This window comes from Bradyrhizobium sp. JR4.1, from assembly GCF_040548605.1.
GTDB classification, from domain to species: Bacteria; Pseudomonadota; Alphaproteobacteria; order Rhizobiales; family Xanthobacteraceae; genus Bradyrhizobium; species Bradyrhizobium canariense.
In genome coordinates, this window is sequence record NZ_JBEPRY010000009.1 from 121,584 (window position 1) to 138,974 (window position 17,391).

16 protein-coding genes are annotated in these 17,391 nt (G+C 62.8%); 5 read left to right on the forward strand and 11 right to left on the reverse strand.

The features are described 5' to 3' along the window. Positions 1-91: 91 nt before the first annotated feature. A complete protein-coding gene (locus ABIB90_RS19740; RefSeq protein WP_085384138.1) occupies positions 92-1,231 on the forward strand; it encodes an acyl-CoA dehydrogenase family protein in 1,140 nt (379 codons plus the stop codon). Positions 1,232-1,268: 37 nt separating this feature from the next. Continuing rightward, positions 1,269-2,483 carry an ABC transporter substrate-binding protein gene (locus ABIB90_RS19745; RefSeq protein WP_354201243.1) on the forward strand — a complete coding sequence of 405 codons (1,215 nt, stop codon included), beginning with the start codon at positions 1,269-1,271 and terminating at the stop codon, positions 2,481-2,483. 111 nt (positions 2,484-2,594) lie between these two features. Here ABIB90_RS19745 and ABIB90_RS19750 read toward each other — a convergent pair whose 3' ends face one another. Beyond that, positions 2,595-3,371 (reverse strand): SDR family NAD(P)-dependent oxidoreductase, encoded by a 777-nt coding sequence (locus ABIB90_RS19750; protein ID WP_354201244.1) that lies wholly within the window; start codon positions 3,369-3,371, stop codon positions 2,595-2,597. 60 nt (positions 3,372-3,431) lie between these two features. Next, positions 3,432-4,295, reverse strand: a complete 864-nt coding sequence (locus tag ABIB90_RS19755) for a MaoC/PaaZ C-terminal domain-containing protein (protein ID WP_354170157.1) — start codon at positions 4,293-4,295, stop codon at positions 3,432-3,434. Between the two features lie 153 nt (positions 4,296-4,448). Here ABIB90_RS19755 and ABIB90_RS19760 point away from each other — a divergent pair, with 153 nt between their 5' ends. From ABIB90_RS19760 to ABIB90_RS19770, 3 genes are read left to right on the forward strand one after another with little or no spacing between them, the layout of a single operon-like run. Continuing rightward, a complete protein-coding gene (locus tag ABIB90_RS19760; RefSeq protein ID WP_354170155.1) occupies positions 4,449-5,615 on the forward strand; it encodes a thiolase family protein in 1,167 nt (388 codons plus the stop codon). Position 5,616: 1 nt separating this feature from the next. Further along, a complete protein-coding gene (locus ABIB90_RS19765; protein ID WP_354170153.1) occupies positions 5,617-6,021 on the forward strand; it encodes a Zn-ribbon domain-containing OB-fold protein in 405 nt (134 codons plus the stop codon). Between the two features lie 21 nt (positions 6,022-6,042). Then, positions 6,043-7,002, forward strand: a complete 960-nt coding sequence (locus ABIB90_RS19770; protein ID WP_354170151.1) for an NAD(P)H-dependent flavin oxidoreductase — start codon at positions 6,043-6,045, stop codon at positions 7,000-7,002. 126 nt (positions 7,003-7,128) lie between these two features. On the opposite strand, the gene ABIB90_RS19775 is transcribed toward ABIB90_RS19770, so the two are convergent. From ABIB90_RS19775 to ABIB90_RS19815, 9 genes are all read right to left on the reverse strand, one after another. After that, the gene (locus tag ABIB90_RS19775) at positions 7,129-8,325 is read right to left on the reverse strand and encodes an acyl-CoA dehydrogenase family protein (RefSeq protein WP_354170149.1); all 1,197 of its coding nucleotides are present in this window, start codon (positions 8,323-8,325) and stop codon (positions 7,129-7,131) included. A gap of 8 nt (positions 8,326-8,333) precedes the next feature. Next, positions 8,334-9,482, reverse strand: a complete 1,149-nt coding sequence (locus ABIB90_RS19780) for an acyl-CoA dehydrogenase family protein (protein WP_354170147.1) — start codon at positions 9,480-9,482, stop codon at positions 8,334-8,336. A gap of 62 nt (positions 9,483-9,544) precedes the next feature. Further along, positions 9,545-10,783, reverse strand: a complete 1,239-nt coding sequence (locus tag ABIB90_RS19785; protein ID WP_354170145.1) for a cytochrome P450 — start codon at positions 10,781-10,783, stop codon at positions 9,545-9,547. A gap of 22 nt (positions 10,784-10,805) precedes the next feature. Next, a complete protein-coding gene (locus ABIB90_RS19790; protein ID WP_354170143.1) occupies positions 10,806-11,909 on the reverse strand; it encodes an NAD(P)-dependent alcohol dehydrogenase in 1,104 nt (367 codons plus the stop codon). A 67-nt stretch (positions 11,910-11,976) separates the two neighbouring features. Continuing rightward, positions 11,977-13,245: a cytochrome P450 gene (locus ABIB90_RS19795; RefSeq protein WP_354170141.1), complete on the reverse strand. Its 1,269-nt coding sequence runs from the start codon at positions 13,243-13,245 to the stop codon at positions 11,977-11,979. A gap of 100 nt (positions 13,246-13,345) precedes the next feature. Further along, the gene (locus tag ABIB90_RS19800; protein ID WP_354170139.1) at positions 13,346-14,578 is read right to left on the reverse strand and encodes a CaiB/BaiF CoA transferase family protein; all 1,233 of its coding nucleotides are present in this window, start codon (positions 14,576-14,578) and stop codon (positions 13,346-13,348) included. Continuing rightward, positions 14,575-15,459 (reverse strand): CoA transferase subunit A, encoded by an 885-nt coding sequence (locus ABIB90_RS19805; protein ID WP_354170137.1) that lies wholly within the window; start codon positions 15,457-15,459, stop codon positions 14,575-14,577. The genes ABIB90_RS19800 and ABIB90_RS19805 overlap by 4 nt, the downstream gene beginning before the upstream one ends. Positions 15,460-15,508: 49 nt before the next feature. Further along, positions 15,509-16,261 (reverse strand): CoA-transferase subunit beta, encoded by a 753-nt coding sequence (locus ABIB90_RS19810; RefSeq protein WP_354201245.1) that lies wholly within the window; start codon positions 16,259-16,261, stop codon positions 15,509-15,511. Between the two features lie 241 nt (positions 16,262-16,502). After that, positions 16,503-17,357, reverse strand: a complete 855-nt coding sequence (locus tag ABIB90_RS19815) for a FadR/GntR family transcriptional regulator (RefSeq protein ID WP_354170133.1) — start codon at positions 17,355-17,357, stop codon at positions 16,503-16,505. Between the last annotated feature and the right edge of the window lie 34 nt (positions 17,358-17,391).

Consider the following 17,391-nt stretch of genomic DNA (forward strand, 5'->3'; position numbering starts at 1 on the left):
TTTCGGCGCCCGACCTACTTGCCAGTCCTGCCGGTCAAAGATATATTGGTCCAACCATTGATCTTACCCAGGCAAGGAGGGCGCCGCCATCATGAGCTTCACCGAGGAGCAGGTCGCCTTTCGCGACAGCGTTCAGAAAGTTGTCGCCAAGCACGTCGCCCCGATCGCCGCCGAGATCGACGCAACGGATCGCTTTCCCGAGGAGATCGTCAAGATTTTCGGTGAAATGGGGCTGATGCAGCTCTGGGTGCCCGAGCAGTATGGCGGTCCCAACGGCAACCTCACCATGATGTGCATCGCACGCGAGGAGATCGCGAAAGTCTCGCCGGCTTGCGCGTCGATTGCCGGCCTCAACACGATGTTCATCATGCCGCTGCTGCACTTCGGCTCAGAAGAGCAGCGCAAGCGATTCCTCCCCATCATTGCCGAGGGCGGCGTCGTCACGGCCATCGCCATTTCCGAGCCCCAAGCGGGATCGGACGTCTCGGCCCTCAATACGCGGGCTCGCAAGGACGGCGACAGCTACGTCATCAACGGCAGGAAACAGTGGTGCAGCTACGGCGTCGCCGCCGACTACATCGTCCTGATGGCGCGAACCAGCGACAGTCCCGGCTCGGACGGCATCAGCGCATTCATTCTCGAGCCGAAGAAAATGCCGGGCATCAGCTTCGGTCGCCATGAGCGCAAGATGGGTTTCCGCGGGGCGCCAAACACGCCGATCTTCCTGGACAACGTCCGCGTACCCGCCGAAAATCTCGTCGGCGAAGAAGGCAAGGGCTTCAAGGCCTCGATGCGCGCGCTCGACCTCAATCGGCCGACGATCGGTGCCCAATGCGTCGGCCTCGCGCAAGGCGCGTTCGAAGCGAGCCTCGCCTACGCCAAGGAACGAAAGCAGTTCAAGAAGAGCATCTCCGAATTCCAGGGCGTCCAGTTCATCCTGGCCGACATGGCCATGCAGATCGAGGCGGCACGTGCGCTGGTGTACGAATGCGCCCGCGCCGGAGACGCCGGCGACTGGAAGCGCCTCAACCTGCTCGCGAGCATGGCCAAGTGCTTCAGCAGCGACATGGCGATGAAGGTGACGACCGACGCGGTGCAGGTCTTCGGCGGCTATGGCTACACCATGGATTATCCGGTCGAGCGGATGATGCGTGATGCCAAGCTGACCCAGATCTTCGAGGGAACAAACCAGATCCAGCGCCTCGTCATCGCGCGCGAGCTGCTCCGATAGCCGCCAAACCAAGAAACACAGACGTGGAGGAACGCCCTTGAGCCGTACATCGGTGCTGACATCGTGCTCTCTGTTCGCAGCCACGCTCCTGTCCCTCTCGGCCGCGTATGCCCAGAAGACTTATGATCCCGGCGCCAGCGACACCGAGATCAAGCTCGGTCAATCGACGCCGCTCAGCGGCCCGGCCTCCGCGTTCGGCGCAGGGGCAGGACGGGCAGTGGTCGGCTACTTCGACATGGTCAATGAGGGGGGCGGGATCAACGGACGCAAGATCAGCTTCACTCAGCTCGACAACGCCTACAGTGCGCCGAAAGCCATCGAGCAATCCCGAAAGCTCATTGAGGATATCGGCGTCCTTGCCGAAGTCGGTACGATAGGGACCGCACCGAACGTCGCCATCCAGAAGTATCTCAACTCCAAGAAGGTGCCGCAACTCTTCATCACGGCGGGAGGACGCCGCTTCAACGATCCCAATCAATTTCCCTGGACCGTTCCGCTCTATCCCGACTTCGAGACCGAAGGCCGCGTCATCGCCAAATACATCCTCAAGGCCAAGCCGGAGGCGAAGATCGGCGTTCTCTATCAGAACGACGATTACGGGAAGGATTATCTCAAGGGCCTGCGCGCGGGACTCGGCGCGAAGGCGGCTCTGATCGTTGCCCAAGCCTCCTATGAAGTTTCCGACCCAACCATCGACTCGCAGATCGTTCAGTTGAAGTCCGCCGGCGTCGACACGCTGATCGAGCAGTCTTCGGCCAAGGCCGCGGCGCAGTCGATCCGCAGGGTTCATGAACTGGACTGGCATCCGCTGCACATCATCGGTGGCTCGACCGCCTCCGTCGAGACGGTGTTGAAGCCGGCCGGCCTTGACGCCTCGCGCGGACTGGTCACCACGCAGTTTCTCAAGCAACCGGGCGACCCGGCCTGGGCCGACGACGACGAGGTCAAGGCCTACAAGACTTTTCTCAAGAAGTATGCGCCGTCGGTCAATCCAGACGATTACTCGGTGCTCGTCGCCTACATGAACGTCAACGCGCTAGGGGCCGTTCTGAAGGCCTGCGGCGACGAGTTGACCCGGGCGAACCTGATTCGGAAGGCGACGTCCCTGCACGGCGAGCGAATGCCGATGATGCTACCGGGTATCACCATCAGCACCACACCCGAAGATTACACGGCGTTCAAGACGCTGCGCATCGCCGTTTTCGATGGAACCAGCTGGAGCCTGTCCGGCGAGCCGATGACGGCGGATTAGGAGAAAACGAGCCGGTGGGCCGCGTCTCGTGCGCGCCCACCGCAAGTTTTGCCTGCGCCTTTCGACACTGCCGAATATTGAGATCCCTAGGCAGGGACCAAGACAGTAGCGTCAAAGACTGATGTGGAAGCCGCCGTTGACTCCGATGTGCTGGCCCGTCGTGTACGAGGACGCATCGGAGAGCAGGAAGCAGACGGTCCGCACCACTTCATCTGCTGTCGCCCAGCGTGCCAGCGGGATCTGCGCCAACATGCCATCACGGAATTTCTCGCCGCGTACGACCTCGGTCATCGGCGTTTCGACCACGCCAAAGCAGATCGAATTGGTCCGGATGTTGTATTTGCCCCACTCCCGGGCCGCGGTCATGGTCATGCCGAGCAGTCCGGCCTTGGCGGCGGCATAGTTGATCTGGCCTACCGACCCCTTTCGTCCCGCATCAGACGAGATGTTGACGATGGCTCCTCCCGAGGCGTCGCCGTCCTTGGCGCGCTGCACCAGGTGACGTCCCACCGCCTGCAGCCAGATGAACGCGCCCGTGAGATGAACGTCGATGACCTCGCGCCATTGGTGCATGCTCATCTTTTCGATCAGCGCGGGACGAATGATGCCGGCATTGTTGACCAGTCCGTTCACCGAACCGAACCGGCCGACGGCATCTGCGACGGTGCTCGCGGCCAACTCCGCGTCCGTGACGCTGCCGATGACTTTCATCACCCGCTCCGCAGGCAATGCCGCCAGGACGGCCCCAAGCCCCTCGCCGTTGAGATCGACGGCGACGACGTTCGCCCCCAGTTCGATCGCCAATTTGACCGTTGCCTTGCCGATCCCCTGTGCGGCGCCGGTGACGACGATCGTCCGGCCTTGTAGGGACACCATGTTTTTCGTCATTCCCAATTCCTCAGTTTCTGGTGAAGTCCAACACATTGTGTGCGCACCGCTTCGCGCGAATCAGGTCGTTGCCCAGCCGTGACTGAGAACCAGCGCATCGCGCTCGACGACACGCGCCTGAAATGCGATGCGGTCATCGAGGCGCCAGCATTCGAGCTGGATCGTGTCTCCAGGAAAGACCGGCGCGGACATCCGGGCGCGGATCGTCTTCAGCCCTGCGGGATCTCCGTCGCAGAAGGTTTCCACCAAGCCGCGACAGGCAAATCCGTAAGTCGCAAGCCCGTGCAGGATGGGCCTCCGGAAGCCGGCCTTGTTGGCAACCGCGGGGTCGATATGCAGGGGATTGAGGTCTCCCGACAGGCGATAAAGCACGGCCTGGTCCGGGCGCGTGGGTAACGTGATGACGCGGTCCGGCCTACGATCGGGGACTGGCGTCGGAGCGGCGGCGGGTTCGTCGCCGCCGGCGGCTTGTGAGAAGCCGCCATCGCCGCGAAGGAAGAGCACCTGCTCGCTGACGGCCACCAATCGTTGGTCAGCTTCGTCCCATAGTTCCTTCTCGACATGCATGATGGCGCCCTTGCCCTCGCCCTTGTCGACAAGCCGCGCGACGCGACTCTTGCCGATGAGAACTCCGCTTGGAGGAAGTGCGGCATGCATCTGGACGGACTGCTCGCCATGCACCATTTTCGCAAAATTGATGCCCAGCTCCGCATGGTCCCTCATCCAGGCCCCCGGCGAGGCCAGAACGGTCGCCATGGTCGGAAGTGGCACGAGATCCTTTTCGTAGACGAGGCGCAGTTGCCGCTCATCCGATGGATCGCTCGCGGCACCGACGCCGAGTGCGTAGAGAATGGTGTCTCTTGCCGTGTAGGCGTGGCGGACGTCGCCGGAGCGCCAGGCCCGCGTCTTTGCATAATCAACCATCGCCGACAGCCCTCCCCTCGGGACCGGTCCCGCCAAAAACAGATGCAGCCCTATTGGTCTTTGGTTGAACCAATGATATAGACCCGGCCTGTCGTGGTCAACAATGCACAGTGCAGATGGGCGGCCAGCGCTGACATGAGCTCGAGAGACCTGATGAGCATTCGACGCAAAGCCTGCATCGCGGGCGCCTACGAGCACCCCACCCGAAAAGCACCGGACAAGACCGTCGCCCAGCTGCACGCCGAATGTGCGCGCGGGGCCCTGGAAGACGCTGGCCTGCGCCTTGAGGATGTCGACGGCTATTTCTGCGCGGGCGACGCGCCGGGCCTCGGCGCGAACAGCATGGCGGACTATCTGGGGCTCCGGCCGCGCCATGTGGACACCACCGACACCGGCGGGTCCGCCTATTTGGTTCACGTCTCGCATGCCGCCCAGGCGATTGCCATGGGCAAGTGCGACGTGGCCCTGATCACGCTCGCGGGCCGGCCGAGAAGCGAGGGATCGAGCGGCGTGGCGCCAAGGCTCGTCGGCGCCGGAACGCCCGATGTACCCTGGGAGGCGCCTTATGCCCCCGTGACGGTCAACATGTATGCGCTGGCGGCGGCCCGCCACATGTACGAGTACGGCACGACGAGCGAACAGCTGGCGTGGATCAAGGTCGCGGCCGCGACTCACGCGCAGCACAATCCGAATGCGATGTTGCGCGAACAGGTCACGGTCGACGATGTCCTCGCCTCGCCGATGATCTCCGATCCCTTGCACCGCCTTGACTGTTGCGTCGTCAGCGATGGCGGCGGTGCCCTGCTCGTCGTTCGCCCCGAGATCGCGCGTTCGCTAAAGCGTCCCATCGTCAACGTTCTCGGCGCCGGCGAAGCGATCAAAGGTCAGCTCAACGGGCAGGTCGACCTGACGTTCTCGGGCGCAGCGTGGTCCGGTCCTCGCGCGTTCGGGGAAGCCGGTGTCAAGCCGTCCGACATCCAATATGCCTCGATCTATGACAGCTTCACCATCACGGTGCTGATGCAGATCGAAGATCTCGGGTTTTGCGAGAAGGGCAAGGGCGGACGTTTTGTCGCGGACGGCAATCTGATTTCCGGAGTCGGCAAGCTGCCGTTCAACACCGACGGCGGCGGACTTTGCAACAACCACCCTGCCAACCGCGGCGGCATCACCAAGGTCATCGAGGCCGTCCGCCAACTGCGCGGCGAAGCCCACCCCAAGGTGCAGGTTCCAAATTGCAGCCTTGCCCTGGCCCAGGGCACCGGCGGCCTGCTCGGCTCGCGCCATGGCAGTGCCACCCTCATCATGGAGCGCGCATGAGATGACGACGATGTATCAGGACCGGCCGCTCGGCTCAGCGGTGCATGACGCCGCAACGGAGCCGTTCTTTGCCGCAACGGCCAGCGGGTCGCTTCGCGTGAAAACCTGCGTTTCCTGCCGCAAGCTGCATTGGTATCCGCGGCCGCTTTGCCCCTATTGTCTCGGCGACACCGAATGGAGCGACGTCGCCGGCAAGGGTGAGATCTACAGCGTCAGCGTCACCCGCCGCGCCGGTCCCACACCCTATGCGATTGCCTATGTGCGGCTCGACGAAGGCATCACGATGTTGAGCAATATCGTCGATTGCGACCTCGATTCGCTGCGGATCGGGCAACGTGTCCAGGTCGTCTTCAAGCCGGCCGAGGACGGGACGATGATCCCGATGTTCGCCCCGGATCAGGGCTGACGACGACTCAGGAGCACCTTCATGTCGCTCGATCCAAAGCTTCGGCAATCGCTTTCGTTGCCTGCCGTCTGCGCGCCGATGTTCCTTGTGAGCGGCCCTGATCTCGTTCGCGAGGCCTGCAAGGCGGGCGTGATTGGCGCTCTGCCACGCCAGAACGCCCGCTCGTTCGACGAGTTCGCTGACTGGCTGCGCACGATCTCCGCGGATCTGCGCGAACACGCCGCGCAGGCGCCGGGACCGGTCGGTCCGCTTGCGGTGAACCTGTCTGCAAAGACGCCGGAAGACCAGATCGGAAGCCACCTCGATCTGTGCGCCGAACAAAACGTTGACATCGTCATCACCGTCGGCGGCAATCCCAGGATGATTGTTCAACAGGCGCATCATCGTGGAATAAAGGTCTTCCACGACATCACCAGCATCCCGTTCGCCGAGCGCGCCATCGCAGCCGGCGTCGACGGCCTGATCTGCATCGGCGCTGGGGGTGGCGGCCACTCCGGAACGATCAGCCACCTCGCATTGATCCGCAAGGTCCGCTCGATCTTCAACGGGACGATCGTCATGGCCGGTGCCATTTCCGACGGCGCCACCATCCGTGCGGCGGAAGTGCTCGGCGCCGACCTGGCCTATCTCGGGACCAGGTTCATCGCCACCAGGGAATCGCTGGCGCCCGACGAATACAAGCGCATGATCGTATCGCAGACGTCCGCAAACCTGATTTACACGGAGAAGGTTGCCGGCGTGGCCGCGAACTGGCTGGCCGCGTCGTTGCGCGCTGCTGGCCTCAATCCGGACGCCTTGCCCGAGCCGAAGGGTAAGGGCATGCGGCACGACCATCTGCCTGAGAGCGCGAAACCCTGGAAGAACCTGTGGAGCGCGGGTCAGGGGATCGATCTGATCGACGACATTCCGGCGGTAGCGGACCTGGTCCTGAAGCTAAAGCGGGAATATGCGGAAGCTTGCCAGATCCCCGCTATGGTCTGAGGTCGCTTCCGGACTCCGGCTTTCGACTCGCGTGAAGAACTGGCCGGGATCGCTCCCGGCCTTTGACGTCGACGCCTTGCCGGACCGTCCCCGGCGCGACCGCATCAATCTCATTCGGTGATTTCTTCAAAGCCCGAGCACCTGCTTGGCAATGATGTCGCGCTGGATTTCCGAGCTCCCGCCGAAGATCGTGTTGGCGCGGCCGTTGAGATGACGGGGCACCACGCTTAGGACTTCTTCCGGGATGAGCGGCCGGTCCTCAAGGGCATGGAGAGGACGGCGCGTTTCCTCCACCAGCGCATTTTGTCCGACCATTTCAACTCCCACGCGCGAGATGGCCTGGTGGATCTCGCTCGCACGCAGCTTGAGGACGGACGACACCGGTCCTGGATTTTCGCCTCTTTGCAGGGCTGACAACACCTGCAATTCGAGGAACTCCAGTGTCTGGACGTCGAGCTCGATTTCCGACAGTTTGGTTGCGATCTCCTGAAGCATTATCGCCTTGTAGGACAAGCCGGAGTTGGCCAATTCCCGCACCTTCTCGAGCGCATATCTCAGTTTCGGCGAGTTGATTCCGCCGCCCCGCTCGAATTCGAGCAGATACTTGCCGCAGGTCCAGCCCCGCCCTTCCTCGTCGACGAGATTGGTGAGGGGGACTTCCACCTCGTCGAAGAACACCTGATTGACGTCATGGTCCCCGCTGATCATCATGATCGGGCGAATGGTGATGCCGGGCGATGCCATGTCAATGAGCAGGAAGCTGATGCCGTCCTGTTGCCTCGGCTCGTCGCTGGTTCGGACTAGCGCGAACATGCGGTTTGCGAAGTGCGCATGCGTTGTCCAGATCTTTGTGCCGTTGACGACGTAGTGGTCGCCCCGGCGAACGGCGCGTGTCTTCAGCGAGGCAAGGTCCGATCCCGAGCCCGGTTCCGAATAGCCCTGGCACCACCGATCTTCGCCGCTTAGGATGCGAGGCAGGTAGAACTTCTTTTGCTCCGAGGTCCCGAAGCGCATCAAGACCGGCCCGACCATCTTGATACCCATGGGAGACAGCTGCGGCGCCCCTGCCGCGGCACACTCGGATTCGAAGATCCATCGCTGCGTCGCCGTCCAGCCCGGGCCACCATGCTCCCGGGGCCAACCGGGTGCGACCCAGCCTCGCTCATGCAAAGCCCTTTGCCATGGCGCGACGATATCGGGATCCGAGAAGAAGGACACGTTGAGGGAGCTGGCCCGCCGCAGCTCGGGAGAAAGACGCGCCGCGATGAATGCTCGCACCTCATCTCTGAACCGTAATTCCTCGGGCGTGAACGATAGCGACATGACTGACCTCATTCCGCTCGGGAGTTGCCAAATAACGTGGCGTGACGCTGGAGATGATAATCCACGCTTCCGAAAAGTGCTTCGAAGACCAGCAGCCGCTTGAAATAGAGGCCGAGATCGAGTTCGTCCGTGACGCCCATCGCGCCGTGGAGTTGCACCGCTTGCTCCGCGACATTGCGCGCGCAGCGGCCGATTTTCACCTTGGCGCCGGACGCGGCGAGCGACCGCTGCGTCGAATCGGTATCGGCTCCCACGAGAAGAGCCGCACGCGCCGCCATCGCTCGGGCCTCCTCGCATTCAACATACATGTCGGCCAGCCTGTGACGGATCACCTGGTTCGCCGCGAGCGGTCGGCCGAATTGCTTGCGCACCTTTGTATAGTCGAGCGTGGCATCGAACATGCTTCTCATCATGCCGGCGGCCTCTGCGCTGAGCGCAACAATCGCCCGATCGACGACGCTCTGGATGGTCGGCAGCACGTCCGCACCGGTTCCGAGCCGCGCATCGGGCGCAAGCCGGACTTGGTCGAATGTCAGTTCCGCGACGCGGCCCCCACCGAGACGTGGTGCATCGCGCAGCGTCACTCCTGCGGCATCCTTCGGCACCAGGAAGAGAGCAAGTCCGGCGCCCTGCGCACCGGGCAAACGCGCCGACACAAGGTGGACGTCCGCAGAGACTGCGTCGAGCACGGCGATCTTGCGTCCGTGGAGCGTCCAACCATGATCGTCTGTCTGCGCCACGGTGTGGACCTCGGAAAGACCTGCCCTTGCGTCCGACTCGTAGTGAGCGAACGACAACAGACGTTCGCCGTTGATGATGGCCGGCAGCAACCCCTTCTGCTGCTCTTCCGTGCCGCATTCGGCAACCAGGGCCCCAGCCAGCAGCACCGTCGAGAGATAGGGCTCGGTCGCTAGTCCCCGGCCGAACTCCTCCATCAGGATCGCGACCTCGACGGGCCCTCCGCCGAAGCCGCCAACCTCTTCCGGAAATGGAAGCCCGAGCCAGCCCAGATCCGCAAACTTGCGCCAGTTGTCGGGCTTGAATCCCATGGGATCCTGCATCGCAGGGCGACGTGCGGCCGGGTCGCAATGTTCAGCAATAAACCGTTGCGCGCTATGGCGCAGCATCTGCTGCGCTTCGCTCGGCGTCAGATCCATCCCTCAGCTCCACACATCACACCTACCGGTCCCGCTTTCCGGGCGCGCAGATCGGTCATCTTCTAATGGAGTCGCGAGAAACGGATTGGAAGCCGCTTCAAGCCGCCGACGAAGGTGGTCTCGGTCCAGGCCGGCTCGCCAGCAAGTTCGATTCCATCGACGCGCGAGAGCAGCTCGCGCATGAAGGCAATCATTTCGACCTTCGCGAGATACATTCCAAGACAGGCGTGGATGCCGAAACCAAAGCCGACGTGGCGGTTCGGCGTCCGGTCGGCGATAAATGCGAAGGGACGCTCGAAGGCATCCTCATCCCGATTCGCAGACGGATAGGCCATCAGCAGGTTATCGCCTTGTTTGATGGTCTTGCCGCGCAACGTATAGGTCTCGGTCGCGGTCCGGAAGAAATGCTTCACCGGAGATACCCAGCGCACCATTTCCTCGACGGCTGCGGGAATGAGATCTGGATTTTCCTTCAGCTTCCGCATCTCTCCGGGATTCTCGATCAAGGCGAGCAGACCGCCGGAGAGCGTTGCGCTGGTCGTGTCGTGACCGGCACTGGCGAGCGCCACGTAATAGGACGAGGTCTCGAATTCGCCTATCGGCTTGCCGTCGACCTCGGCTGTCGCAATGATGCTGGCGAGGTCGTCCGTGGGATTCTGCCGTCGTTCCCGCGCCACCTCCTTGAAGAAGTTCACATAGGCGAAGGTGGCATCGATCAGGTCATTGCCACGCTGCATCTCCGCATCGCCGCCGCCGAAATACGCTCGGGTGATGTCGAGCAGTCGCTGGCCATGTTCATCCGGAATTCCGAGGATGAGCATGATGACCTTGAGCGGATACCACCCTGCGACATCCTTGTAGAAGTCGCACTCGGTTCCCTTTTCCAGCATCTGGTCGACACTGGTCCGTGCGATCAAAGCGATCCTGTCTTCGAGATGACGCACTTCACGCGGCTGAAACCAGGCATGCGTGATCTTCTTGTACTTGGCATGATCCGGATTATCCATATGATTGATCGCGCGAACCAGCATTGGACGGCCCGCCATCGCTTCCCGGACCTTTGTCTCGAAATCGATGGACAACAGCTTGGTGCGCGGCGCGTTGATGAACCTCTCGTTCTGCCGTTCGATCTCGATGACATCCTGATGCTTGCTGATTGTCCAGAACGGACGAAAGCCCGGAGGTTCGGTCCAATGCACGGGATCTTCCTTGCGAAGGGTCGAGAACAGGACATGCTGCCTGTCGAGAGCACCGTAAGTTTTGTCGTCGACGATCGCCTGATCTAAATTCGTATCTTGCATCGCATCCTCCCTGGCTTCCCGTTCAGTTCATCCGCAGCACCGGCTTGACGATTGCGCCGGTTTCCATGTCCTCGACCGCTTGGTTGATCTTTTCAAACGGATAGAAGCTGACAATCCTGTCGAGCGGCAGCCGCCCTTGGCGGAAGAAGTCGACGAGGCGCGGCAGGAAGATCGTGGGCACGGCATCACCCTCGACGACGCCCCGCACCGTCAGACCTCCGCCGACCAGGACGTTCGCCTCCACAGGAAACCGCGTCCCGCGCGGCGGTGCGGCGACCTGAGCGGATGACCCGCGCTGCCGCAGGCACGCGATCGAGGCCGCGACCACCTCGGGCACACCCGTGGTGTCGATCGAATGATCGACGCCGCGGCCGCTGCCGAGCGCGGCGACTGCCTTGGCAAGTTCGGATGTCCGGCCGTCGACTATGTGGGTTGCTCCGACGTCGCGCGCTCGGGCAAGCCGTTCGCCCCGGATGTCGACGGCAACGATCGTGCTGCAGCCCGCCAGCTTGGCAGCCATGATCGCCGCCATCCCGACCGCGCCGACGCCAAACACCGCGATTGACGCACCGGGCCGAGGGGACAGCACGTTGAGTACTGCGCCCGCGCCGGTCTGTATCCCGCATCCCATGGGCGCGAGCAGCGCGAGCGGCAGATCCTTGCCGATCTTCACGACGTTCCTCGCCGTGGCAATGGCATGGGTTGCGAATGCCGATTGCGCAAAGAAGGAGCCGCCAAGCTCGGCGCCGCGGTAACGGAGCCCTGAGCCGCCGCGCCGCTGACCGAACAGGTTGATCATCCCAAACTCATCACAATAGCCGGGCGCGCCGAGTTGGCACTGTCCGCATGCGCCGCACGAGCCAAAGCTCATCAGCACGTTGTCTCCCTCGGCCAGCCCGACCACGCCCGGACCGATGCGTTCGATCACGCCCGCGCCCTCATGACCGAGAACCTTGGGTAGCGGCACGGGGATATGCTGCAGTTTCACCGCGAGATCGGTATGGCATATGCCGCAGGCCTCGATGCGCACCAGCACCTCTCCGGGCGCAAGATCATCGGACAGATCGCAGCTGATCAGCTCGAACGGGCGGTCCGGCGCAACTGCGACTGCGGCTGTGATCTTCATGCTCGTCTTCTCTCTTGCAATTGCGCAGTCCTCGTCAAACCATGCGGAAACGATGTGTGGCGAGCGATCAATGGAGTTGAAAGCGGATCGGGAGCCGCTTGGGCCCGTTGACGAACCAGGAAACGGTCATTGCTCCGGCGCCGTCGAGCTCGACGGACGAAATCCGCTGTAACAATTCCTCGAAGAGGATCCGCATCTCGAGCTTGGCAAGATACTGTCCGAGGCACAGATGGGCCCCGTAGCCGAAGGCGAGGTGCCGGTTCGGCGACCGGTCGATCCGGAACGCGTCAGGATCCTGGAAGACGGCTTCATCCCGATTGGCGGAGGCGTAGCAGAGCATGAGCCAATCGCCGCGCGGAATGGAGCGGCCGTCGAGTTCGGTGTCCTCGGCCGCCGTGCGCATGAAATGCTTGACCGGCGTGGTCCAGCGGATCGCCTCGTCGACAAAGCCGGGGATCAGGGCAGGATTGGCTTTCAGCCGCTCGAACTGCTCCGGATGCTCGCAAAGCGCCCACATCCCGCCTGCACTCGAGGACGATGTCGTGTCGTGGCCGGCGGTGGCGATCGTCACGAAATAGCTCAGCGCATCCAGGTCGGAAATCGGTTCGCCGTCGATCTGCGCATTGGCTATGACGCTTGCAAGATCATCGGACGGATTGGCGCGCCGGTCCGCAACCACGGACGAGAAGAACTCGCCGAACTCCGAGACGACGTCCGACAGAGCCGCGGCGCCGTCATTTTGACCCTTGCGCGCGTTGTCCGGGTCCTTGGTGCCGAAGAACTCCTGCGTCAGGCGCAACATCCTGGGCTCATGAACCGGATCGATGCCCAGGATCGTCATCACGACCCGAAGGGGAAACCCGAGTGCGATTTCAGAGACGAAGTCGCAACGCCCGCGGGTCATCGCGAGGCGATCTGCATAGCTTCTCGCGATGTCGCGAATCTTGCCTTCGATCGAACGCAAATTGCCCGGCGTGAACCATTTCTGCGTCAATGCCCGGAACTTGGGATGATCGGGCGCATCCATCTGCACCAGGGTGCGGAGCAGCCCGTTGCCACCCGTTGCCGCCTCGATCCTGGCTTCGGCTTTGCTGCTCTGCAACGCCACCGGGCGATCACTGCTGCGAAACAGCTTGCTCTGCTGGCTGACGGTCTGAATGTCCGCGTGGCGCGTGACGACCCAGAAAGGGTTGAAGCCGCGCGGGCTGGCCTTTCCGAGCGGCTGATTGACGCGCAGCCAGCGATAGGCATCGAAGATACGCTGAGTGCCATAGGCCGCGGGGTCCGTCAGCACGGCCACGATATCGTCGGGGATTTGAAAATTTGCAGCGCTCAACCCTGGTCCCCTCTTTCATGTCGCCGTGCTCAAGGGGTCCAGGACGGAAGCCCAGCGGCAGGCGATCAACGACTTCTACATTCCTGATGACCCATAGCGGCTACTCGGCCGCCGCGACGGTCCTCTCTTCCACGCCGCGAAGAACTTTGCTCTCGCGCAGCGCCGCAATCGCCTGCGGACTCAGCCCCAAGAGACTCTGCAACAGCCTTGGTCCATCCTCGCCGAGCGCAGGCACCTTGTTCCGGACATTGGCCGCGCTGTGCGCGAACCGGAACGCCGGATTGGGAATACGTAGCGGCCCGGCCCCGTCATCGATCTCCTCAAATACGCCGCGCTCCTGGATGGGCGGCAGCGCCATGGTCTCGCGGATGGTCCGGTACTGAGAGCATGGCACACCGGCTTCGGTGAGGATCGCCTCGCATTGCGCGGCCGTTCGCGATGCCGCCCAGTCGTCGAGCAGGTTCATCAATTCGGACCAGTGGTGCTCGCGGGCGCTGCTGGTTGCGAAGCGCGCATCGCTAATCCATTCCGAATGGCCGACGCCGCGGGCCAAAGCCTCGAAATTGTTCTGACTCACGGGAGCGACGAGCAGAAAGCCGTCGCTGGCCTGCGTGGGTCGATAGAGCGGCCGGCGGCGCTCGGCCGGGAATTGCGCTTCCTGGCACTCGTAGACCAGCATGCCCACCATGGCATCGAGCAAGGATACGTCGACATGGTCGCCCTGCCCCGTCTTGAGTGTCCGAAACAGCGCGGCTTGAATGGCTCCGAATGCCGTCGAGCCGCCGAGAACGTCGGCAATGAAGATTCCGTTCTTCAGCGGACGCTCGACATTGCCCTCCTGATAATCGAGGTTTGCCATGTCGTAGCCCGAGGTTGCGTGGAGCACCGGCGCATACGCACTCCGTCCGGACCAGGATCCCTCCTGGCCGAAACCCGAGATCGAGCAGTACACGAGCTTGGGATTGAGCTTGGCAAGGGTTTCGTAGTCCAGCGCGAGCCGCCGCATCACGCCGGGGCGGTAGTTCTCCACGAGCACGTCGCACTGGGGTACCAATTCGTAGATCAGCTTGCGAGCCTCAGGCTGCTTGAGATCCAGAGCGATGCTGCTCTTGCCGGCGTTGAGCTGCGCGAAATAAGCACTCCGACCATCCCGCATCGGCGGACGCAACCGGATGTGGTCGCCCTCCGGCGGCTCCACCTTGATCACCTCGGCGCCGAGGTCCGCCATCAGCCGCGTGCAATAGGGGCCGGACATCATGGCAGTGAAGTCGAGGACGCGAATTCCGTCGAGGATTCCAGGCCGGGCCGATCCGGTCGGCATATCGATGCTCATTTCAGATTGGTTTCGGAGACCGCAAGCGCCGCCAGCCGGCTGCCGCCAATCGTGTCGAGATAAGCGCTGGACGAGGCGTTGCGGACATACCGGTCAAGATAGAAGCTGAAGGCTTCTGCGCCGGCGCTGCTCTTCACATATTCCTTCAAATGCGCTTCGTCGGAGCGGTACAGTGAGGGTGAGGCCGTCGGATGCGCGCCGAAAGGCGCTTCCACGATCGCATCGACCATCGCGCTCGGCAGCTTGGTCAGATGATTGCTGCGCCTGATCGTGTCGGTCGACACGATGCGATCGACCGAGACGATCACCCGCCGGGACGCCTGGGCGATCATCGCGTCGAAGAAGGGTGGCCCCAAATGCTGGACGTTGCCATGCTCGTCAGCCTGCTGGGCGTGCAGCAGGCAGACGTCCGGCTTGACGGCGGCGACAGCGAGCATCTTGCGCTCGCCGGGCTTGGACGGCAGCGGCCAGTAATGCTCCGGCGCAAACTTCGGCAGATCGGTCCCGAGGTCGGGCACCGGCATGTAAGGCAGGTCGCAAATGCCCGCCCGCAGTCCGCCGGCAATGCCCGGTCCATCCAGATCGTAGACCCTGAGCGCGCCACTCTCCGCGTGACGCCGGAAATGCGGCGCCAAGCCGAACTGCTCGAAGCTGATGAAGACGCAGACGGTGGAGGCGACACATCCCGCACCGATCAGCATGTCCGGGGCGATCGAGCCGGGCGCAGGGATCAGGTGCAGGTCGCGTGCGCCCTTGCGGATCAACGCGCGCACGAGCGCCATCGGCTGCGAATTGAATATCCAGCCGCCAAGGGCGACTTTGGCTCCGTCCGGGATCCCGGCTACGGCCTCATCGACGGAAACGATCTTGCTCTTGGTCATGGGACTTCAGCTTGCCTGTCGGTCTGATTGGAGGAGATCCGTCTCGTGATCAGGGAAATTTGCGCCGGAGATCGCCACGCCGGTCGACATGTTTGCGCAGCAACTCGAGCTCATGATCGGTGGGCATGGTCGTCACCGGGGGCGTCCCCTCAACGACGATGTCGAAGGCCGTGGAGTCGCGGATCTGCTCGAGCGACACGCCTGGACTGATCGACTTCACGCGCATGGCCTTGCTGTCGGGCGTGAAATCGAAGACCCCAAGCGGCGACAGCACCAATCTGGGACCGCCGGGTGGCAGACCCATGCGCTCGCGGGAATCGCCGCCTTCCATGTGACCGGGGCCGCACAGGAAATCGACCCGCGGCACGAACGCGCTCCGGTCGTGGCGGGTCAGGCACACGTAGAACCGCTTGGCTAGACCGCAAAGTGCGCTGATGCCGACGGTTCCCGGTCCGCGCACGCGCGGCTTACGTTGATCACCGACCACCACCGTATTGATGTTGCCGAAGCGGTCGACCTGCAGTGCCGACAAGATGGCAAAATCAAAGAAGTGGACCTTCCAATCGATGAAGTCGATCATGACCGGCAGATCCATCCAGGACTCCGCGGACTCGAGGTTCTCGTAGTCGGCAGTCGACAGCAGATGATCGCGCGTCGGATTGACCATTCCGCCGGGACCGGAAATCCACCACAAGCGCGGCGCCTGCAGGCGGCGCGCGAGATTGCAGGCCGCAAGCTGGATGTCGGAATTGGTTCCGATGATGACCTTCTCGCCATCAGCGATATCGCGCGCCAGCAACACCGCCAACGTTTCTCCGAGAGACGGATTTGTAGCCATTTGCCCGCGACCTATTGGTTGAACCATTGCCACAGTAGCATGGTCGGATGCCATGTCAACGGATCCGCCGCGGGCGGAGGGGAGACCGCGCGTAGTGCTATCGGGCAATTTGGACGTGAGCGGTCGTCGACCGGCCGCGTGCGTCTGCATTCCATCCGGGATGGACGCGTACAGGCGACAGATCGAGGTTGCGCAGTGAGTGGATTTAACGCTGCGTAGTCGGGGGAGACCGGCGGCCGCGTGGAGCGGCTTTGGTGGCTGACGCACTCTCGGCAGCCTGAATGCGCGACATGTAGCTGCGCTGCAGCCGCTTCAGGCAGGATTCCATTTCGGCCACGGCAGCTTCGGCCTCGCCTGCAGTGAAGTGTTCCATGAAGCGACGGCGTGACGGAAGCACGAAGCTGTTGTCGTACTCGCCGATCCGCTGCACGAAATGAGTGAGCACGTCGAGCACCCCGTTCATGACAATGACCATGATCGGATTATCGGTGAGGCGCGCCAGCATTCTGTGGAATTCGATGTGCCTCTCGGCGCGGCCTGCGAAGTCGCCCCGGCGGCGCGCATCCTGCGCTTCGTCGATATTGCGGTTCAGCATGTCGATGTCCGCGGCCGTTGCGCGTCGGCACGCTTCCCGGACCACGACAGATTCGAGCCAGATGCGGGCCTCGGTCAATTGCGCCGGCTGGATGGTACCGACATGGTACATGTCCATCAGCCCGGTCGCGATAGCCTCACCGCTGTGCTGGCTGATGAAAGCGCCCCCGCGGGCCCCCTTCTGCAGGCGGATCAGACCGGCGTGCTCGAGCGAGCGCAAAGCCTCACGAAGGGTATTGCGAGAGACGCCAAATTGCTCCGACAGCGCCCGCTCGGATGGCAGACGGTTGCCGACCGCGAGTCTCCCGGTGGAGAGCTCCGTTCGGATCTGAGCGGCAATCTCGTCGAACGCGCGGGGCGACCTAATTCGTTGGAACTGCGCTATCGGCGCAGCCTCTGTCTTGGATTTCGCCGGCAATTGTGAAGCGCTCATATCCACCCGGATGGTTCGAAGCTGCAGCGACATATAGGCGAAGCCGACGATTCTCGCCATAGCGCGT